Here is an 18,920-nt window from a genome sequence, read left to right on the forward strand (position 1 = left end):
CAAATAGATATTCATCTATGCGGACGAGCACTGCGTCGGTGCTTGTGCGCACAATGAGGAAGGAATGGCACCAATGCCCGCTATTGTGGCTCTGGTCAAAAATGTTCCCGACACGTGGTCGGTGAAAAAGCTCGAGGCTGATTACACGTTGGATCGCACGAACGTGGATTCAGTCATCGATGAGATTAACGAGTACGCAGTGGAGCAGGCATTGCGGCTTCGCGACGACAACCCAGATGCTGGATACGAAGTCGTGGCGTTGTCTTTAGGGCCAACAAATGCCGAAGAAGCTTTACGCAAGGCATTGGCGATGGGTGCAGATCGTGCGGTGTTGCTTTCCGACGACAGCCTCGCAGGTTCTGATGTTCTGGGTACTGCTTGGGCATTGCATAACGCGATTAATCAAATCCCTGACGTTGCAATGGTTGTTACGGGCTCTGCATCTTCTGATGGCTCAATGGGCGTTGTACCTGGAATTTTGAGCGAATATCGCCAACAGCCTGCATTAACACACCTACGTTCCGTGGCTATAGTCGATGGTGTAGTCAAAGGCATTCGAGAAACTCATGATGGTGATTTTGCGGTTGAGGCACCACTGCCTGCGATTATTTCTGTAACCGAAAAAGCAGATAAACCACGGTTCCCTAATTTCAAAGGCATTATGGCGGCGAAAAAGGCGGAGATTACCCGCATGGCGTTGTCATCCATTGGCGTAGCACCTGAACAAGTTGGTTTGGCGCACGCAGCAACTGTAGTCACGGCTGCAACGGAACGACCAGCCCGTGTCGCCGGTGAAGTTATTAACACATCCTCTGCTGAAGCAGCGGCAAAGATTGCAGACTTCTTGGCTGCGGAAAAGCTTATTTAAGGTTTAGGAGAACAGATATGTCTACTGTTTATGTCCTCGTAGAACACGCAAATGGTCAGGTTCTTCCCGCAACCGGAGAGCTTATTACTGCCGCCCGTCCGCTAGGTGATGTAACTGCAGTTGTAGTTGGCACACCAGGCAGCCATGAAGCACTAGTCAGCCAAATTGCTGAATACGGTGCAACAGCCATTGTGGCCGCACAGGTCGCAGATGCGGACAGTCGAGTTGTTATTCCACAGGCTGATGCGTTGTCTATGCTGGCAGCAGCCCAACCGGGTCCAATTCTGCTGGACTCCGGAGCTCATGGCAATGAAATCGCGGGCCGTCTGGCAGCCCGTTTAGCTTCCGGAGTGCTGTGCAACGTTGTAGGCGTGAACGCAGATCGCACAGCTGTGATGTCGATTTTCGGTGATACCGTCGATGTTTCCGCAGCTGTGGGTGGTGCGAGCCCGATCTATACTTTGCGTCCAGGTGCTGTGGAAGCTGTTCCAGCGCCATCGCAGCCAGCAGTGTCTGTGATGGATATTCCTGCAACCGGCGTCAAAGACGTCAAGGTTAGTTCCTTTACCCCCGCGGCTCAGGGGGATCGACCTGATCTAAGTACCGCTAAGGTCGTGATCGCTGGTGGTCGAGGCGTGGAATCCGCAGAAAACTTCACCACTATTGTCGAGCCACTGGCTGATGCCCTCAACGGTGCAGTTGGAGCCACCCGCGATGCAGTAGATCTGGGTTACTATCCAGCGCAATATCAGGTGGGACAAACGGGAGTGACTGTTTCTCCGGATCTGTACATCGGTTTGGGTATTTCCGGAGCTATCCAGCACACATCAGGCATGCAGACGTCGAAGAAAATCGTCGTTATCAACAATGATGCAGATGCGCCATTCTTCCAGATTGCAGATCTTGGAGTCGTCGGTGATATCCATGAGATCGCACCGTTGCTCGTCAAAGAAATTGCTCAACGCTCTTAAAAGTAGTGGTATATCCAAACGCGGGTTATTTTGACTAGAAAATAGCTCGCGTTCGGTGTTTTAGCACTTCATAGCGGCTTTCTATGCGCATTGATAGAGGTAGCACATATCAAGCACGATGAAGGAAGGGCGTCATGATGATTGATTAGATCACGTGGATGTTTCGTATCCACTATGGTGATCACAGGTCTTGTCACATTCATGGTGCTGTTTTATGCGTTGGTCACCAAGTCGTGGATCTGGTGGCTCGTCGTAGTGTTCATTTTTCGCGTGGTTGAGCCCATGGCAACGCCCCAGTGCTGCATGCGCCATCGTTGCACTTTTAGTAAGTCTGCAAATTTTTTCAGAATTAGTGCGCCGAAATAATCCAACTTCGTTAACTCAGCCGCACATAAACGAACAGCCATTATCGCGGCGTGGACGTAGAGTGAGCACGAGACGGTAGTAAACTACCTCAACATGCAGACTCGCTACTTTGATCATGCCGCAACAACTCCAATCCGTGAGACAGCTCGTGCTGCATGGCTCGAGTACGCAGGCATGGCTAATCCTGCTAGCCAATATGCTTCTGGCCGTGCTGCTCGCAGCGTGCTTGATACGGCACGTGAACAGATCTCTCAGTTGTTGGGCTGTGAGCCTATTGAAGTAATTTTCACAGCCTCGGGCACCGAATCTGACAATATTGGGGTCCATGGCTTGTGGAAGGCCCGTCAGGGACAAGCTCCCAACCGGATTGTGACCACAACAATTGAACATCCAGGCGTGTTAGAAACAGTCAAAGCATTGGAAGCGCATGGTGCCAACTTAGATTTCCTTCCCGTCGACTCTCATGGAGCGATTGCAAATGTTGATGCGTTAAGCACGCCAGCCGCTGTTGCAGCGGTCATGTGGGCAAATAATGAAACTGGTGCGATTCAACCTATTGAAAAGGTCATCGCAGCCGCTAAAGAAGTAGACACTCCTGTCCACGTTGATGCAGTGCAAGTGGTAGGACACCAGCACATTAATTTCGATGTATTGGGAGCTACGACTCTTGCGGCCAGTGCTCACAAATTCGGAGGGCCACGTGGAGTTGGCCTACTACTCGCACGGCGTTCGCCAGCGCCACAACCTGTCATGTTTGGCGGCGGGCAAGAACGCAGTATTCGTTCGGGAACTGTCGACGTAGCTGGGGCGGCGGCAACCGCGGCCGCACTGGCAGAAGCGGTAAACGAGGTCGACGAAGAAACTACGCGGTTGCGTTATCTGGTTAATAAGTTGCGAGATCACGTCGTCGCTACAATCGACAACACCGTTGTCCACACCCCGCGCCATAGCTTGCCAGGCCACCTTCACCTGTCATTCCCCGGCGCGGAAGGCGACAGCCTCATCATGTTGTTGGATTCGTTGGGGCTTGAGGCTTCAACGGGCTCTGCATGCTCCAACGGAGTAAACAGGGCAAGCCATGTGCTTCTTGCAATGGGCGTTTCAGAATCTACTGCTCGAAGCGCGGTACGTTTTACACTTGGTGCCACCACGACCGAGGAGGACGTCGATACGCTTATTGCTCAGCTTCCTGATGTGGTTGCGCGTGCTCGTCTTGCAGGAATGGCTTAATCGTGTCGTGCGGTGGATGAGGAACTGAAATTCTTTGTCCAGTTGTCGCCCTTAAATTGGGCGGGTACTCCGCCGCCGAGAAGTAGGCGTGTTAATGCTTGTTGTTCTTGGTCAGTGGGGAGTTGGGTGTCCGTGGCAATCAAAATGATGTTGCCGTAGCGTCGTCCCTTCAACATGGTAGGGTCGGCGATGCAGGCAACGTGATCGAAAACTTCACGCAAACCTTGTACTTCCGCTTTTGCAACGTTGAGGTCGCGATGGTCGCCGCAGTTTGCAACATAAAGTCCCCCAGGAGAAAGCGCTTGGTGGCATTGCTGAAAAAATTCGACTGTGGTGAGTCGACGGGGAGTTTGATTACCTGCAAAAACATCGCGAATGATGACATCGCGGGAGCTGGGCACAAATGTTTGGGCTACTTCCCAAGCATCGCCAACACGGATCTTGAGCTGAGGAGATCGAGGCAAATCAAACCACTCCCGCACCAGCGTGGCTAAGGTCGCATCGAGTTCCACCACCGTGTTACGCGCATTGGGGTAGCGGTGGCATACGTAGCGGGCGAGTGTGCAGGCACCGCCACCTAGGTGCGTTACGCGTAGTTTTTTCGGATCGCTATGGGTAGTAACAAACCAATCGACGATAGCCGCGATCCAACGCATATATTCATATTCCAATTGCTCAGGATCTTGGGCGATATGGCTGGATGGGACACCATTAACGTAAACCTCGAACGCATGGGGCAAAAAAGAATCGGCACGAAGCTCTACTTCACCTGTCGTTGTCGGATACACCCCAGGAACTGGGCCGTGCGCATGCGACTGAGAACTATTCTTGCTTTTTCTTCCCATAATCACTCGATGCTACGCGGTTAGTATTAGAACACGGGATTTTGGGGTAACTGTGCACATGACAGCAAATTGTTACCACGGTGAGAAAAAGACTAGGCTACCGTGGTGGTTTTAGTTGGATACCAAGCACCGACAAAGTAGGAGTAAGAGAAACCCATGCGAGTTCTAGCAGCAATGAGCGGTGGCGTTGATTCCGCGGTGGCGGCCGCCCGTGCAGTCGCAGCCGGACACGATGTGGTGGGTGTACACCTTGCCTTATCTCAAGATCCGCAAACGGTGAGGGAATCTTCACGAGGATGTTGCTCGTTGGAGGACTCTGCTGATGCGCGCCGAGTATGCGACAAGCTTGGTATCCCATTTTATGTCTGGGATTTTTCTGATCGTTTCAAAGAAGATGTGATTGATGATTTCATCTCTTCGTATGAGGCGGGAGAAACTCCGAATCCCTGCTTGCGGTGCAATGAGAAGATCAAATTTGCTGCCCTCCTAGAGCGAGGCATTGCCTTGGGTTTTGATGCGGTGGTGACCGGTCATTATGCACGTTTGACTCAGCCGGTTGATGGCGGCGATGGCTATCTGAGGCGTTCGATTGATCCGGACAAAGACCAGTCCTATGTGCTGGGAGTCCTCGGAGCTCATGAGATTGCGCATTGCATGTTCCCTGTAGGCGACACCGTGAAGCCAAAGATCAGGGAAGAAGCTGCTGCCATGGGATTTTCGGTGGCTAAGAAGCCGGATTCTTATGACATCTGCTTTATTCCAGATGGCAACACCCAGGCATTTTTGGGACGCCATATTGGGCTACGTCCTGGAATGATTGTGGATTCTGATGGCAATGAGCTAAAAGAACACGATGGGGCCTGGAATTACACCATCGGTCAACGTAAAGGGCTTGACATTAAGCAGCCTGCGGCTGATGGTAAGCCTCGTTACGTTACGGACATTGACGCTGCAACGGGAACGGTTACCGTTGGATCGCGTGAGAACTTGAAGGTGATTGCGTTGACTGCTGATCGGCTGAAGTACTTGCACCCAGCTATGACAGGTAGCTTTGAGGCTGAAGTCCAAGTTCGTGCCCATGGCAGTGTGGTTGCTTGTAGCGTGATGGTCAACGAGAGTGACGACACCATGCGAGTGGAATTGCATACCCCGTTGTCTGGTGTTGCTCGAGGCCAAGCCGCCGTGATCTATCTTCCTGATGACGATGGCGATATTGTCCTAGGATCTGGCACGATTTGTGCCACTGAACACCAGTAGCGAAGTGGGAAAGAGGTTGGGTCACTCCATGGCGGAGTCTGTAGGTTTCTTGGAATCGGTCGCGTGCGCGTTGGGTCCAATGCCAGGGCTTGATCTTTACCAAGCTGCTGATGTGATCGTGGGGGAGACTGGTGACTGTATGGCTCTGCCTGAGCTGGTGCAGCGTGGTGTGACAGATCAATTAGTTGGGCGAACCTGTGCGCTGTTGCCAGAACTTCCTGTGGAAAAAGGTCCGCGGTCGTGGCGGCTTAGTGTTCGTCCTCAAATTGCTACTCGTAGATTGTGGGATGGGATTGAACGCGATCTTGATGATCTTGAGCAGCAATGGGGGAATGCTTCACTAATAAAAACTAGGCTTATGGGACCGTGGTCGCTAGCTACTCGGATTGAGCTAGCGAATGGGCACCGTGCCGTCACCGATCGAGGGGCTGTGCGTGACATCGCAGCCATCATGGCTGAGGCTATCCATGAGCACTGCGGGGACCTGAGGCGTCGTTTCGGGGCACAGGTGGTAGTGCAGCTTCATGAGCCCGATGCGGTTGCCTTGATGCACGGTACTGTGCCAGGTACTACGGATTTTGATGTTATTCGCGCCGTCCATGTAAAAGATCTAGTTGAAGTACTAGCTCCGCTTGTGAGTTCGGTGCAGTCGCATGAACACAGCGCGGTTGTGCTTAGCGCAATCTCGGCGGCAGCGGTGCCGCAATCTGAATCTACGGCCGCCGCTATCGAGCTGATGCGACAGTCAGGAGCCACATCGATGGTGATAAATCCTCATGATCTTTGTGGCACGAAGACTCTCGATGCCTGCGGTAATGCGCTCTCGAGTGGCGTTGGCGCTATATGGGCATTGCCGGCTCCGGGTTTGTCTACACCAACACCGGTAGGAGAGCTTGTTGAGGACCCAGAGCGCCACGCTGCTATTCAACTGGCCAAACTTATCGACGAAATGGGGCTTGACCGTTCTGTTTTGGAGACAAGTTCTGTAACACAACAGCTTTTCACGCTGCCATCTACGATCCTCGATGCGGCCCGACACCTCCAGCACATCGTGCGGGTACGCACGATGCTGCGTGAAGATGCAGGTGACCTTTAAATCTGTCAGCGCTTCACACGAGGTGGCTCCATATGGTCGTGTGTTAGCGCGAATTTTGCATTGGCCACCCGAAATTGACAGTTGATGTATCTCGGCCAAGCCCATCGAGGTATTTCTTCATGTCTTTTTGCAGCTCGTAGTACTGAACTGCTTGATACTCCATTAATTCATCATGTGAGTAGGCCGCTAGATCGTCTTTAAAGCGTTTCTTCGCCTGCATCCATGCAATACGTGCAGCGGCTAAGGCATCAGAGGTTGCCTCATGAGCATTGTCCATCCGCACACCATAAACAGAACACAAATCGGTCAGAGTACGCTTTCCTTTACGGAAGCGATCCATACTGCGGTCAATCAAATATGGGTCGTACACTGGGCCCTTAACAACAAAATCTCCGGTGAGCTGGCGTAATACCGTCAAATCGTACGGTGCGTTGTACACCACAAGGGTGAATCCTTCTTCCCATGCAGCATAGATTTCATCAACGGTGCGTTTGAGCACGGCCTCGTGTGGTTCGCCGTGTTCACGGGCATACTCTGTGCTAATTCCATGAACTTTGCTGGCGGCTTCTGGGATTTCTACTCCTGGATCAGCTAGCAATTCCACAGGATGGGCGCCAGAACTATCAATTCGTACCAACGCAGAAGTGACAATGCGTGCTTCGAAAGGATTGGCAGAGGTGGTTTCTAAATCGAAACTCAAGACATGTGCGGGATTAAAAGATTGGTCGGGAGCTGCAATGTTATTCATAACGCTTACCCTAGAGAATAACCGTGACATGGGGGTAACTGGGCGTCGAAAAGCGTTGTTAACACGGCAATTGCCTACCCCGCTACACTGGGCTGCGTGACTGATAATTTTGCTGATCTACGCCGCCAGTGGGACGACCTTGCCGAACAAGTTCGTCACCATAGAGATGCCTATTACAACCACACCCCTGAAATCTCAGACGCGGAGTTTGATCAGCTTTTCCGCCAGCTGCAGCAATTAGAACAGGAACATCCAGAATTAGCTGTGCCAGAGAGCCCCACTTTGGGGGTCGGTGCTCCAGTTGAACAGAGTTCTTTCGACAATGTTGAGCACCTTGAGCGCATGCTCAGTCTGGACAATGTTTTTGACGCTGCCGAGCTTGATGATTGGTTGCAGCGAACCCCCAGTGCTACGTATCTTACTGAGCTTAAAATCGATGGTCTGTCTATCGATTTGGTCTATCGTTCTGGGCGTCTTGAGCGGGCGGCTACTCGTGGCGATGGTCGGGTAGGAGAAGATGTTACTGCTAACGCCAAAGTTATTGAGGACATCCCGCACCGTCTTCAGCATTCTGATGCATACCCCGTGCCAGAACTTGTCGAAATTCGCGGCGAGGTATTCATTGCCGTAGAAGATTTCGCTTTAGTCAATGAACAACGCCAAAAAGAAGGCGGAAAGCCGTTCGCAAACCCACGTAATGCTGCTGCTGGCTCGCTGCGACAAAAAGATACTGAGGCTGTTCGTAAACGCCGGTTGAAGATGATTTGTCATGGAATCGGTGCTTCAGAAGGATTTGAAGCAGATAGTCAGTTCGAGGCATATAAAGCCCTAGAAGCATGGGGTCTGCCAGTATCGCCGTATACAAAACGTGTCCACTCGGCTCAAGAAGTTCAGGAGCGCGTGACCTACTGGGCACAGCATCGCCACGATGCGACTCATGAGATGGACGGGTTAGTTATCAAGATCGATTCCTTTGCAGAACAGCGCGCGCTAGGATCCACTGCCCGCGCGCCTCGCTGGGCAATCGCCTACAAATATCCTCCAGAAGAAGTGACCACCAAGCTTCTTGATATCCAGGTCGGCGTTGGGCGTACCGGCAGGGTGACACCCTTTGCCGTTATGGACCCAGTGTTCGTTGCTGGATCCACCGTAGAGATGGCTACGTTGCATAACCAGACCGAAGTAAAACGAAAAGGCGTTCTTATCGGCGATACCGTGGTTATCCGCAAAGCCGGCGAAGTGATCCCAGAGGTTCTCGGTCCTGTTGTTGAAAAACGTGACGGTAGCGAACGCGAATTTATTTTCCCGACACTATGCCCAGCATGTGGAACACGCCTAGCGCCACAAAAAGAAGACGACGCCGACTGGCGATGCCCGAACTCCCAATCATGTCCAGCGCAGTTGTCCTCACGTCTTACTTATCTAGCTGGACGAGGCGCATTTGATATCGAAGCCCTCGGAGAAAAAGGAGCTGAGGATCTTATTGCCTCCGGCGTGCTTATCGACGAAGCCCAGCTGTTTAACCTGACGGAAGACGATCTTAAACGCACCAAGGTGTACACCACCAAAGCCGGTGCGCTTAACGCAACTGGTGAAAAGTTGCTGGCCAACCTTGAGTCTGCAAAGCATACGGATCTGTGGCGTGTTCTCGTTGCACTGTCAATCCGACACGTTGGACCAACCGCAGCCAGAGCTCTTGCGGCACGTTATCGAAGCCTCGAAGCATTACGGGCTGCTGATGTGGAGGACATTGCTAATACTGAGGGCGTTGGTGCGATTATCGCACAGAGCTTCGCGCAGTGGTTTGACGTGCCATGGCACAGAAATATCGTAGAAGTATGGGCTGATGCTGGTGTCACAATGGCGGATTCGGAGGCAGATATCCCTGACCAAGTTCTAGAAGGATTGACCATTGTAGTGACCGGTTCTTTGGTCGATTTTTCTAGGGATTCCGCTAAAGAGGCAATTGTTTCTCGTGGTGGTAAAGCAAGCGGCTCGGTTTCCAAGAAGACCAGTTACGTGGTAGTGGGTGAGAACGCAGGTAGCAAGGAAACGAAAGCCCGTGATCTGGGATTGCGCATCCTCAACGAAGACGAGTTTAAACAGTTGTTAGCAAACGGCACCGTCTAGGACATAAAACAGTACGCCCTCCGAAGTGATGAAAAGTGCTTCGGAGGGCGTACTGAGTTGTTTTAGTGTTTGAGCAGGCTGCCGAGGATCTTTCCTAGGTTTCCAATGTGCTCAATCTCGCTGGACAAATAATCTGGTCCGCCTACGCGGCCGATGACCAATACAAGATCGGTTCCGGTCAGCGGTGCAGCAATGAGTGAAGAATCTAAGATGGCCCAACTCTCAGGGATCCACGATTCTTTTTCTGGTTGTAAAATACGCGCCTGTTCGATCGGTAGGGCGGAAGGATTGGAGCCGTCGTCAGCCGGTGCTCCATTAGAAGCGGTTACTCGGGTGACGGGATTTTTTGCGCGCAGCAAGATCGCCCACGACGAGGTGAGGGCCTGTGGCATCTTATTAACCATGTCAGCCAGCAGTGTCGAATTAGTTGAAGCTCCTGCGACAGATGCCAACATAGCGATTTGACCACGCCTATCAACGCGCCCAGAAAATGGGCGGATGGAGTCAACCTCTACACCTTCGACCTCATGCGCTGCCGTGATCAGCTCATCAGCCATGGTGCCTGCGGGAAGCTCCACGACCATGTCATCAGTTACGGTACCGTTGCTAAACGCTTCGACAACATCAACGGAAGAAATGTTGCCCCCGATAAGACCTACTGCCTCAGCGACACGGCCAAGGCTTCCTGGTTCATCGGGAATTTGCACACGGATGAGATAGGACATTTGTTAATCAGCGCCTTTATTTTGCAGTGGACCATTCATAAAACAGAAAATGAGCACTGCACTTTATTGGAGATGGGTTAATAAAATCTGTACTAAACAACAGTATGTGGGCAGTTTAGCAATCACAAGGGGTACAAGGTCGGAATATATCGAGGGTGCAGTAGTATGTTGTAAGTCGGATGCGTCTTTGAATGAAGGCGTCTTTGAGAATGTAGAACAACACCCCAACGTGAGTTAAGGATCGACGTAGTGCCTGAGATTTCGCGCGATGAAGTCGCCCACTTGGCCAAGCTGTCTCGTTTGGCGTTGACTGATGAAGAACTGGATCGATTTGCCGAGCAAATCGACGGAATTATCGGAAACGTGAGCGCAGTGCAGCAGGTAGCAGCAGAAGGCGTGGAGCCTATGAGCCACCCGCACTCTATTAAAACCACGATGCGTGAGGACGTCGTTGAACAGATCCTCACTCCAGAACAGGCGCTTGATCAAGCACCAGCCGTCGACCAGCAGCGCTTCGTCGTGCCACAGATTTTGGGGGAGCAAGATTAATGAATAAATACCTCGTACCAGATTCCGGACTTACTTCCTTGTCCGCTGCCGAACTGGCAGAAAAAATCCACAGCCGCGAAGTAACCTCTCGTGAAGTTACCCAAGCGCACTTGGATCGCATTAATGACGTTGATGGAACTCTCCATGCGTTTCTCCACGTAGGTGTTGAGGAAGCACTGGCTGCAGCCGATGCCGTCGATGAGTCCTTGGATAAGGGAGAAGCCCCAGCATCAGCACTTGCAGGTGTCCCACTAGCGTTGAAAGACGTCTTCGTTACTACCGACGCACCCACCACCTGTGCTTCCAAGATGCTCGAAGGCTATGTTGCTCCTTACGACGCCACCGTTACCAAGAAGATCCGCGAGGCGGGAATTCCTATCTTGGGTAAGACCAACATGGACGAATTTGCCATGGGCTCTTCTACGGAAAACTCCGCCTATGGTCCAACATTGAACCCATGGGATATCGAGCGCACTCCAGGCGGCTCCGGTGGCGGCACCTCAGCTGCACTTGCATCTGGCGAGGCGCCATTGGGTATCGGCACTGATACCGGTGGATCGATTCGCCAGCCAGCAGCCTTGACTAACACTGTGGGTGTCAAACCAACCTATGGCACGGTTTCTCGCTACGGCCTAGTGGCTTGTGCATCTTCTCTCGACCAAGGTGGCCCTACTGCGCGTACCGTTTTGGATACAGCATTGCTGCACGAAGTTATTGCTGGTCACGATAAGTACGATGCAACCAGTGTTAATCGTGCGGTAGCTCCTGTGGTAGCTGCTGCACGCGAAGGTGCTCGCGGTGATCTTAAAGGCACCAAGATCGGTGTGGTCAAGCAATTTGATCGTGAAGGTTACCAGCCAGGCGTTTTGGAGCAGTTCCACAAGTCTGTTGAGCAGCTTACTGCTCAGGGAGCAGAAATCGTTGAGGTTGATTGCCCTCACTTTGATGACGCATTGGCAGCGTATTACTTGATTCTTCCATGTGAAGTTTCCTCCAACCTCGCGCGTTTTGACGGTATGCGTTACGGTTTGCGTGAGGGCGATGACGGAACGCACTCTGCGGAAGAAGTCATGTCCTTGTCTCGTGCGGCAGGTTTCGGCCCAGAGGTTAAGCGTCGAATCATCTTGGGCACCTATGCCTTGTCTGTTGGCTACTACGATGCGTATTACTTGCAGGCACAGCGCGTACGTACCCTTATTGCACAAGACTTCGCAGTGGCCTATGACAAGTGCGATGTGTTGGTCTCCCCAACGACTCCGACCACTGCTTTCAAGCTCGGCGAGAAGGTATCTGATCCATTGGCTATGTACAACTTTGACTTGTGCACCTTGCCGCTCAACCTTGCTGGCTTGTGCGGTATGTCCTTGCCATCTGGTTTGGCACCTGATTCTCAGCTTCCAACTGGTTTGCAGATTATGGCTCCTGCCTTCCAAGACGATCGTCTTTACAAGGTAGGCGCGGCATTCGAGGTTGGTCAGAAGTAATTTTTTAGTATTTCGTAGCTAGGAGTTCTTAATACTTAAAGGCAGCGCTCGTAAAAACTGTGAGCGCTGCCTTGTGGTATTTCCGCTAACAATAATGGTTGTTAGAAGCGGTAGCACATGATGCTAAATCCAGCATCAGAGTGACGGATATGTTGGAACCCGAGCCGTTCGTAGAGCTTTTTTGCGCGTGGATTTCCGTCGTCAACAGACAGCGACAGTCCAGGTGCACCAAGGGTTCGTGCAAGTTCAAGGGACTTATTGAGCAAAATACTGCCTACGCCCTTGCCTCGATAACGTGGTTCGATAGCGATAGCAACTTCGGGAATGTCTTCGGATACGTACCCATAGCCATGGTCGTTGTTATTTCCCCACACAAGCCATGCACCTCCGGCTGGGATCATTTTAGGTGACCAAGCAATGAGGCCGCCGTTGGTGGGATCCCATTGTTTGACGTAAAAACGGTAGTCCTCTAAGAAATCAGCCCCAATGTCGGCATGTTCATCACCGAAAACATCGGTAAGGAAATTGAGCCGAGCAATATAAGTTCTATCGGATTCAGTTGTGGGCACTAATGTGAATTCTGAAGCTGACATGATGACAAGTCTACTATTTTTAGGTGTATTGTGTTTCCAGTCGATTGTGAAACTAGGAGGTAGATGTTGAGCACAGCAACTAAATCTGACACTCAGTATCCCACCATGCCGTTGCCGGAAAAAGAGGCATGGCCTGCACTAATTGCATTGTGTATTGGGTTTTTTATGATCCTTTTGGATCAAACCATCGTTGCCGTTGCTACTCCTGCGCTGCAAGCGGATCTTCATGCCTCCTACAACGAGGTTATTTGGGTAACGTCGGCCTATTTGCTGACTTTTGCTGTACCTCTGCTTATCACAGGGCGACTAGGGGATCGATTCGGTCCTAAGAATATTTACATCATTGGCATGGTGATCTTTACGCTTAGTTCTCTTGCCTGTGGTTTTGCGCCAAATATGATGACGTTGATTATCGCCCGTGCGGTTCAGGGTATCGGTGCATCTATGCTGACGCCACAGACTATGAGCGTGATCAACCGTGTGTTTGCTCGTGAACGTCGTGGTGCGGCGCTAGGAATCTGGGGCAGTGTTGCCGGAATTGCTAGCCTTGCTGGCCCGATCTTAGGTGGGTTTATTACTGCTTGGGTCGGTTGGCAGTGGATCTTTTTCATCAACGTGCCTATCGGCGTTGTGTCTGTATTTGCTGTTGCCCGCTTTGTTCCGCGTTTTAAGCCAACTGAGCGCAGTATCGACGGTTTGAGCATGGTGCTTTCTGTCGTTTCTGTTTTTGCGTTGGTGTTTGCCTTGCAACAAGGTGAATCTGCTGGCTGGGCATGGTGGATTTGGGTTGTCATGGTTGTTGGTATTGCGGTGGGCGTACTGTTTGCGTATCAGCAAAATCGTGCAGAAGCCAAGGGAAAAGATGCGCTTATGCCACTTTCGCTTTTCCGTGTACGAAACTTTTCTCTCGGAAACATTGGTATTGCTGCGATGGGCTTTACTATTGCTGGCACTCCGCTTCCGATCATGCTGTACCTTCAGCAGGTTCATTCGCTTACACCGCTTCAGGCCGGCTTGTTCATGATGCCCCAAGCATTGATTTCGGCGTTTTTCTCTCCACTCATCGGCCGCTGGTCTGATCATTATTCGACTAGCAAATTGGCAGGTTTTGGTTTTTCTACGATGGCTATGGGGCTTGTTTTGATCGCAGCGGTCATGATTATTGATGTCAATCTGTGGTGGTTGGTTCCGGCATTTATCGTTTATGGATTGGGCAATGCTTTTGTGTGGTCGCCAAACTCTACGTCGACCATGCGTGATTTGCCGCTTCATCACATGGGTGTGGGATCTGGCGTATATAACACGACACGACAGATTGGTTGTGTGATTGGTTCTGCTGCGATCGGTGCAGTACTGCAGTGGCGCATTATGGCGGGGGATATGGGTGCTGCTTATGGGCAGTCGATTATTCTCGGCGCGGTGATGCTAGCGGTTGGATTTGTTTCTGCGATGTTGGCGCAAGATAAGCCCCGCCGTTAGTCGCTTTAAAAAGGTCTCATTATCATTCTCAATGAGAGTGTGGTAGTGGGGCTTTGTGCTATTGAGCTGCGTCGTTGATTAAATACGCTGCGGCAGCTGTAGCCGCGGTGACACTTACCACCGAAGGCCATGCGCCGATCTTTTTCGCCAGTGGGTGAGAGGCGCCGAATGCTGCGATGTATACAGCGCTTAACGCGGCCGTTCGAGTAGCACCACCGCGTGCCCACCAAGACCTTCCGGCCCAGATTCCAGCAGCTGCTAGGACTACTCCGCCTAGTGGGCGAATTCCGGTCTCGCGAGCGGTAAGCCAGCCGCCAATTAGGCCCGTGGCTACGACTGGAGCAGTACTGACTTTGTTTGCAGGTTTTACATCAAATCCCATAAATGTTGTCATATCGCAACAGCTTAGCGAGCCATCGGCAGCGGCGCTATCAAACTAAGCGGTTTGGATAGTTGCTATGTCATTTTTAATGGGGAATGGGCGTTGAGGCGTTTTTGAAGTTAGGTTTCGATAATTAGCTATCCTGTTAGCTATACTTAAGTGTGTTACACATTGATTAGGTGCAGCATAGAACTGCTGCATGGGAATCTGGTGAAAATCCAGAGCTGACGCGCAGCGGTGAAGGTGCAAGTGAGTGCTTCAATGTAGCCACTGAGAGTAAAAACTCTTGGGAAGGTGAGGCAATTACTCTCGCGTAGAGCACCCCAGTCCGAAGACCGGCCTAATCAGAAACATGTGCTGCTGTCCTCGCGTTCTAGGTAAGCAGACCGATATGTAGTTGAAGTTGGTCATGTGATCAGACGACTTACCACGCCCGTACTATTTATTGCACTTCTTATTGTGGCGGCCGTTAGTTTTGTCATCTCCTTATCTTTTGGTTCTGTCGACTACCCACAGGAGCAAGTATGGGCGGTAGTAAAAGCTCATCTTGCCGGAGACGTCTACCCAGATCAGTCGATTGATGCAGTGGTATGGGAATTGCGAGCACCTCGTGGCGTTTTAGCTCTTATTGTCGGTGCAGGTTTGGCGCTCGCCGGTGTTGCAATGCAGACCTTGGTGCGTAACCCATTGGCAGATCCTTATCTCCTGGGCATTAGCTCTGGTGCGAGTGTGGGTGCGACCGCAGTGCTCGTTTTTGGTTTGCTAGGAAATTTTGGACTTTACGCGCTTTCTGGTGGAGCTCTAGTGGGTGCAATTATCGCTACGTTTGCGGTGTATGCAGTTACCCTTGCTCAAGGTGGGTTGACACCGTTGCGATTAATTTTGTCAGGTGTTGTGCTTTCGTCAGCTTTTTCTGCGCTCGCTAGCTTTCTGGTTTTTAAAGGTCCAGATGCTCGCGCTGCTCAAGGCGTGATGTTTTGGATGCTTGGTTCGGTTGCTGGCGCGCAATGGGGAAAACTTGCTATTCCTGCCGTTGTAGTAGCACTGGCTTTTGCTGGTTTGCTGTTTATTAATCGTCAGATGGATGCGCTGGCTGCTGGTCCTGACACCGCAGCAGCTTTAGGAGTCAACGTTCCAGCCTTGCGTCAGGGGCTATTTTTCCTCCAAGCGATGCTCGTTGGCGCCATGGTTGCGGTAGCTGGTGGAATTGGATTCGTGGGACTTGTGATCCCTCACTTGGCGCGCATGATGGTGGGCTCTCTGCATCGTCGGTTGTTGCCCATCGCTGCTGCTTTTGGTGCAGTGTTTATGGTGTGGGTTGATGTGTTGGCTCGGGTTGCAGCACCTCCTCAAGAAATTCCGCTCGGTGTTGTTACGGGTGTTATCGGAGCCCCGTTATTCCTAATTTTGATGGGACGTAAGAGCTATCGCTTTGGGGGACAGGAGTCATGATGCATTGCCAAGCACAGGGTATTGCTTGTGGTTTTGATACCAAGACAACGATTTTGAAAGACATTTCCTTTTCTGTTGATCAGGGCACGATGACTGCGATTGTGGGGGTTAATGGTGTCGGAAAATCTACGCTGTTGCGTGCCCTAGCCGGTATCACGCAACCTCATGCTGGCGTTGTAACGGTCAATGGCCATGATATTCACAAAATCCGTGCCAAAAAACGTGCCATGATGTTGACCTTCGTGGGCCAAGAGGAACAACCACCTGCGGATTTATCTGTGGAAGAAGTAGTGGCCCTGGGCAGATTGCCGTATATCAAGTCATGGCAGTTGGGTTCTAAGAATGAACGCGACATCGTGGAACATTCTCTCGACTTGGTCGGTTTGGCAGGGCGTCGTAAAGCGTTGTGTTCTGAGCTTTCTGGCGGACAGCGGCGTCGAGTGCTGTTGGCGCGTGGTTTTGCACAGCAAACGGATCTCGTTTTTCTCGACGAACCGACCAACCATCTCGACGTTCAGCACCAATTGCACTTGCTCCATGTGCTTCGTGATTCCGGACGCACCATCGTTGCCACCATCCATGACCTTGATCTGGCGGTGTCGCATTTTGATCAGGTCGTGGTGGTGGGCAACGGTGGCGTGGTCGCTGCTGGATCTCCGCAGGAAGTTCTCACCCCTGAGATTGTGTCTCAAGTATTTGGCGTGGAATCACTGCTTGTCCAACTCGAACAAGCCCGTCGTGTGCATTTGCTTATCGACGCCCTATCTCATCAACCTCATCTATCCCCGAAGGAGTAGTTCTCGTTCTCATGAAATCTAAACTTTTTCCTCTTCTTGTCCCTATGCTCGGTGCATCCATCGTTTTCGCTGGTTGTAGTAACGCCGATACCTCTAAGCAGGCTGAGTCCAAAGATGGCGTGACCATCACCAACTGTGGCAAGGAAGTTACCTACACCAAGGCAGACAACTTGTTTGTCAACGATGGCAACATCATTTCCATTGCTCTTGCTGCCGGTGCAGCAGATAACGTGAAGTATGTCAGCTCTATTCAGCGCGATAAGGAGCTATTGCACGCTAAGTATGGCAAAGATATCGATAAAGCTGAAGACGTTGCTAAAGAGTATCCGTCATTGGAATCTATCGTTGCCAAACACCCTGATATCTTTGTTGCCGGTTGGAACTACGGCTTCTCTGAAGAAAAGAATCTCACGCCCGATGCGCTGAAAGACCAAGGTATCGATTCCTATATTTTGAGTGAATCGTGCCGCCAAGAAGGCTCGGAGAAACGCGGCTTGTACGATCCTTGGGAAGCCGTCAAGATGGATATTTCAAACATCGGCAAGATCACCAGCCATGCAGATACCGCAGACTCAGTGGTCAAAGATATCGATTCTCGTCTAGAAACCTTGAAGAAGGCTCCACAAGCCGATAAAGCACCAACTGCATTTGTGTTTGATTCTGGTACCGATACAGTATTTACCTCGGGTAAGTTTGGCGCTCCGCAGGCGATTATCGAGGCAGCTGGTGGCCGCAACGGTGCTGAAAACGTAGAAGATACTTGGACCACTGTGAGCTGGGAAAACCTCGCTGCATCGAAGCCTGATGTCTTTGTTTTTGTTGATTACCCAGGCCAAGAGTTTGAAGAGAAAATAGCGGCATTGCGCAGTAATCCAGCGACTAAGAACTTGCCAGCTGTCAAGGAAAACCGCTTTATCAATTTGCCATATGCCATGTGGACTTCTGGCCCACTCAACATTGATGCTGCAGAGCAGATGCGCAAGGGTTTTGAAAAGTTCGGCCTCGTTCCAAGCTCTGAAATCAAGCCTTCCTTGGAACTTCCTGCGTCTGTGCCAGGCCAAAACTACTACAAGTAGACAATAAGGTGTGCTTACGGCTGGGGGATCGTAGGCACACCTTCACTATAGATATAATGAAAGTCGTTTAATACGAACGACTTTCATTATCCTAGCGGGAGGTCAAGATGACCAGCCAGAGCCATAAGTTTCTTGAATATGAAAGTGCTCTAAAACGAGCTTATGCTTGGCGCACTTTTCTTTTTGCTTTACTTTATGGCTGCGATCTTATCGCGGTAGCGCTAGGATATCCCCTTGTAGGATTCCTTGTGTGGATTGCGATTTTTATTCCTTTCTTGATTAAAACATCGTGGGGGATACGCCTTGGGCGGCAAGTAGTTGATGATGCACCTGCTAGGTGGCGCAAATATGACAAAATCTTCTTGGGCATAACGATTTTAATGCCGAGTGTAATGAACATTGTTCGCGATCTGAGCCGTGCAGGGGCTGTGGTTTTAGCTGTTATCGCGACGGTAGTGTTTTATTTCCTAGCACAGTCGTGGTACGGAGGTTTCAAAGATACGGCTGAATTGGTACGTGGTGATTCCAATGAGTGCATTGAACTCACAGATGATCAGCTGAGTTATCTAGCAGTGTTGCGGGCTGCTCGCTGTATGGTAGGTTTTCGGGAAATGAAACTGTCGCGTTTAGCTAAAGAAACTCGGCTATCGCATGAAGTTGTTCAGAAAATCACTCAGATTTTTATTACTCGGGGCATTGTGTCCGTCTTTGAAGAATACGGGCCTTCTGGGCAAAAAGACGTCGCGTGGGTGCAACTTACCGAGCATGGTTGTGGTCTGGCGAAGAATTTGGAAAGAGTTTCTTCTCATTCTTAGAAGGTCTCTCTTCTTTCTACTGTGCTTTGTTGGAGTCATCACATTTGCTGTATGTTG

Annotated in this window: 19 protein-coding genes and 1 riboswitch; of the genes, 13 read left to right on the forward strand and 6 right to left on the reverse strand. The window is 51.1% G+C overall.

Annotated features, from left to right (window positions below; all coding sequences use genetic code 11):
• The first annotated feature begins 73 nt into the window (after positions 1-73).
• On the forward strand, positions 74-868 hold the full coding sequence (locus AT687_RS04775) for an electron transfer flavoprotein subunit beta/FixA family protein (RefSeq protein ID WP_021334990.1): 795 nt from the start codon (positions 74-76) through the stop codon (positions 866-868).
• A 17-nt stretch (positions 869-885) separates the two neighbouring features.
• Positions 886-1,839, forward strand: coding sequence for an electron transfer flavoprotein subunit alpha/FixB family protein (locus tag AT687_RS04780; RefSeq protein WP_014310326.1), 954 nt, complete (start codon positions 886-888; stop codon positions 1,837-1,839).
• Between the two features lie 212 nt (positions 1,840-2,051).
• On the opposite strand, the gene AT687_RS11870 is transcribed toward AT687_RS04780, so the two are convergent.
• Positions 2,052-2,246 (reverse strand): hypothetical protein, encoded by a 195-nt coding sequence (locus AT687_RS11870; RefSeq protein ID WP_014310327.1) that lies wholly within the window; start codon positions 2,244-2,246, stop codon positions 2,052-2,054.
• Between the two features lie 52 nt (positions 2,247-2,298).
• Between AT687_RS11870 and AT687_RS04790 the strand changes: the two genes are divergently transcribed.
• Positions 2,299-3,435 carry a cysteine desulfurase family protein gene (locus AT687_RS04790; RefSeq protein ID WP_014310328.1) on the forward strand — a complete coding sequence of 379 codons (1,137 nt, stop codon included), beginning with the start codon at positions 2,299-2,301 and terminating at the stop codon, positions 3,433-3,435.
• Here the strand turns inward: AT687_RS04790 and AT687_RS04795 are convergent.
• Positions 3,432-4,280 carry a spermidine synthase gene (locus tag AT687_RS04795; RefSeq protein ID WP_014310329.1) on the reverse strand — a complete coding sequence of 283 codons (849 nt, stop codon included), beginning with the start codon at positions 4,278-4,280 and terminating at the stop codon, positions 3,432-3,434. The genes AT687_RS04790 and AT687_RS04795 overlap by 4 nt on opposite strands.
• Positions 4,281-4,436: 156 nt before the next feature.
• On the opposite strand from AT687_RS04795, the gene mnmA reads away from it, so the two are divergent.
• Both mnmA and AT687_RS04805 read left to right on the forward strand, forming a co-directional pair.
• A complete protein-coding gene (gene mnmA, locus AT687_RS04800; RefSeq protein ID WP_014310330.1) occupies positions 4,437-5,537 on the forward strand; it encodes a tRNA 2-thiouridine(34) synthase MnmA in 1,101 nt (366 codons plus the stop codon).
• 28 nt (positions 5,538-5,565) lie between these two features.
• Positions 5,566-6,633 carry a uroporphyrinogen decarboxylase/cobalamine-independent methonine synthase family protein gene (locus AT687_RS04805; protein ID WP_014310331.1) on the forward strand — a complete coding sequence of 356 codons (1,068 nt, stop codon included), beginning with the start codon at positions 5,566-5,568 and terminating at the stop codon, positions 6,631-6,633.
• 43 nt (positions 6,634-6,676) lie between these two features.
• Here the strand turns inward: AT687_RS04805 and AT687_RS04810 are convergent, their stop codons facing one another.
• On the reverse strand, positions 6,677-7,381 hold the full coding sequence (locus AT687_RS04810) for a 3'-5' exonuclease (RefSeq protein ID WP_014301770.1): 705 nt from the start codon (positions 7,379-7,381) through the stop codon (positions 6,677-6,679).
• A 96-nt stretch (positions 7,382-7,477) separates the two neighbouring features.
• Here AT687_RS04810 and ligA point away from each other — a divergent pair, with 96 nt between their 5' ends.
• A complete protein-coding gene (gene ligA / locus AT687_RS04815; protein WP_014310332.1) occupies positions 7,478-9,511 on the forward strand; it encodes an NAD-dependent DNA ligase LigA in 2,034 nt (677 codons plus the stop codon).
• A 62-nt stretch (positions 9,512-9,573) separates the two neighbouring features.
• On the opposite strand, the gene AT687_RS04820 is transcribed toward ligA, so the two are convergent.
• Positions 9,574-10,236 carry an ACT domain-containing protein gene (locus AT687_RS04820; RefSeq protein ID WP_003851145.1) on the reverse strand — a complete coding sequence of 221 codons (663 nt, stop codon included), beginning with the start codon at positions 10,234-10,236 and terminating at the stop codon, positions 9,574-9,576.
• A gap of 249 nt (positions 10,237-10,485) precedes the next feature.
• Here AT687_RS04820 and gatC point away from each other — a divergent pair, with 249 nt between their 5' ends.
• Entirely contained in the window at positions 10,486-10,785 is a 300-nt protein-coding gene (gene gatC / locus AT687_RS04825) for an Asp-tRNA(Asn)/Glu-tRNA(Gln) amidotransferase subunit GatC (protein WP_003851146.1), read from the forward strand.
• Positions 10,785-12,269 (forward strand): Asp-tRNA(Asn)/Glu-tRNA(Gln) amidotransferase subunit GatA, encoded by a 1,485-nt coding sequence (gatA, locus tag AT687_RS04830; protein WP_010934792.1) that lies wholly within the window; start codon positions 10,785-10,787, stop codon positions 12,267-12,269. The genes gatC and gatA overlap by 1 nt, the downstream gene beginning before the upstream one ends.
• A 101-nt stretch (positions 12,270-12,370) precedes the next feature.
• On the opposite strand, the gene AT687_RS04835 is transcribed toward gatA, so the two are convergent.
• The gene (locus tag AT687_RS04835; RefSeq protein ID WP_003851148.1) at positions 12,371-12,862 is read right to left on the reverse strand and encodes a GNAT family N-acetyltransferase; all 492 of its coding nucleotides are present in this window, start codon (positions 12,860-12,862) and stop codon (positions 12,371-12,373) included.
• A 63-nt stretch (positions 12,863-12,925) separates the two neighbouring features.
• Here AT687_RS04835 and AT687_RS04840 point away from each other — a divergent pair, with 63 nt between their 5' ends.
• Positions 12,926-14,341 (forward strand): DHA2 family efflux MFS transporter permease subunit, encoded by a 1,416-nt coding sequence (locus tag AT687_RS04840; protein WP_010934793.1) that lies wholly within the window; start codon positions 12,926-12,928, stop codon positions 14,339-14,341.
• 58 nt (positions 14,342-14,399) lie between these two features.
• Here the strand turns inward: AT687_RS04840 and AT687_RS04845 are convergent, their stop codons facing one another.
• Positions 14,400-14,735: a hypothetical protein gene (locus AT687_RS04845; protein WP_010934794.1), complete on the reverse strand. Its 336-nt coding sequence runs from the start codon at positions 14,733-14,735 to the stop codon at positions 14,400-14,402.
• A 148-nt stretch (positions 14,736-14,883) separates the two neighbouring features.
• Positions 14,884-15,081, forward strand: a riboswitch (cobalamin riboswitch).
• A 53-nt stretch (positions 15,082-15,134) separates the two neighbouring features.
• On the opposite strand from AT687_RS04845, the gene AT687_RS04850 reads away from it, so the two are divergent.
• The 4 genes from AT687_RS04850 (at position 15,135) to AT687_RS04865 (ending at position 18,863) form a co-directional block, all read left to right on the forward strand.
• Positions 15,135-16,175, forward strand: coding sequence for a FecCD family ABC transporter permease (locus AT687_RS04850; RefSeq protein ID WP_010934795.1), 1,041 nt, complete (start codon positions 15,135-15,137; stop codon positions 16,173-16,175).
• Positions 16,175-16,972 (forward strand): ABC transporter ATP-binding protein, encoded by a 798-nt coding sequence (locus AT687_RS04855; protein ID WP_010934796.1) that lies wholly within the window; start codon positions 16,175-16,177, stop codon positions 16,970-16,972. The genes AT687_RS04850 and AT687_RS04855 overlap by 1 nt, the downstream gene beginning before the upstream one ends.
• An 11-nt stretch (positions 16,973-16,983) precedes the next feature.
• On the forward strand, positions 16,984-18,048 hold the full coding sequence (locus AT687_RS04860; RefSeq protein WP_014310335.1) for an ABC transporter substrate-binding protein: 1,065 nt from the start codon (positions 16,984-16,986) through the stop codon (positions 18,046-18,048).
• A gap of 107 nt (positions 18,049-18,155) precedes the next feature.
• Positions 18,156-18,863 carry a hypothetical protein gene (locus AT687_RS04865; RefSeq protein ID WP_014310336.1) on the forward strand — a complete coding sequence of 236 codons (708 nt, stop codon included), beginning with the start codon at positions 18,156-18,158 and terminating at the stop codon, positions 18,861-18,863.
• Positions 18,864-18,920: the final 57 nt, after the last annotated feature.

Origin of the sequence: Corynebacterium diphtheriae (assembly GCF_001457455.1) — a bacterium.
Taxonomy (GTDB): Bacteria; Actinomycetota; Actinomycetes; order Mycobacteriales; family Mycobacteriaceae; genus Corynebacterium; species Corynebacterium diphtheriae.

What these genes read in the sequence shown, in the direction of transcription:
- AT687_RS04775 (WP_021334990.1), top strand. Translation starts at nt 74, where the DNA reads ATGCCCGCTATTGTGGCTCTGGTCAAAAATGTTCCCGACACGTGGTCG.
- AT687_RS04780 (WP_014310326.1), top strand. Translation starts at nt 886, where the DNA reads ATGTCTACTGTTTATGTCCTCGTAGAACACGCAAATGGTCAGGTTCTT.
- AT687_RS11870 (WP_014310327.1), bottom strand. Translation starts at nt 2,246, where the DNA reads ATGGCTGTTCGTTTATGTGCGGCTGAGTTAACGAAGTTGGATTATTTC.
- AT687_RS04790 (WP_014310328.1), top strand. Translation starts at nt 2,299, where the DNA reads ATGCAGACTCGCTACTTTGATCATGCCGCAACAACTCCAATCCGTGAG.
- AT687_RS04795 (WP_014310329.1), bottom strand. Translation starts at nt 4,280, where the DNA reads ATGGGAAGAAAAAGCAAGAATAGTTCTCAGTCGCATGCGCACGGCCCA.
- mnmA (WP_014310330.1), top strand. Translation starts at nt 4,437, where the DNA reads ATGCGAGTTCTAGCAGCAATGAGCGGTGGCGTTGATTCCGCGGTGGCG.
- AT687_RS04805 (WP_014310331.1), top strand. Translation starts at nt 5,566, where the DNA reads ATGGCGGAGTCTGTAGGTTTCTTGGAATCGGTCGCGTGCGCGTTGGGT.
- AT687_RS04810 (WP_014301770.1), bottom strand. Translation starts at nt 7,381, where the DNA reads ATGAATAACATTGCAGCTCCCGACCAATCTTTTAATCCCGCACATGTC.
- AT687_RS04820 (WP_003851145.1), bottom strand. Translation starts at nt 10,236, where the DNA reads ATGTCCTATCTCATCCGTGTGCAAATTCCCGATGAACCAGGAAGCCTT.
- gatA (WP_010934792.1), top strand. Translation starts at nt 10,785, where the DNA reads ATGAATAAATACCTCGTACCAGATTCCGGACTTACTTCCTTGTCCGCT.
- AT687_RS04835 (WP_003851148.1), bottom strand. Translation starts at nt 12,862, where the DNA reads ATGTCAGCTTCAGAATTCACATTAGTGCCCACAACTGAATCCGATAGA.
- AT687_RS04840 (WP_010934793.1), top strand. Translation starts at nt 12,926, where the DNA reads ATGTTGAGCACAGCAACTAAATCTGACACTCAGTATCCCACCATGCCG.
- AT687_RS04845 (WP_010934794.1), bottom strand. Translation starts at nt 14,735, where the DNA reads ATGACAACATTTATGGGATTTGATGTAAAACCTGCAAACAAAGTCAGT.
- AT687_RS04855 (WP_010934796.1), top strand. Translation starts at nt 16,175, where the DNA reads ATGCATTGCCAAGCACAGGGTATTGCTTGTGGTTTTGATACCAAGACA.
- AT687_RS04860 (WP_014310335.1), top strand. Translation starts at nt 16,984, where the DNA reads ATGAAATCTAAACTTTTTCCTCTTCTTGTCCCTATGCTCGGTGCATCC.
- AT687_RS04865 (WP_014310336.1), top strand. Translation starts at nt 18,156, where the DNA reads ATGACCAGCCAGAGCCATAAGTTTCTTGAATATGAAAGTGCTCTAAAA.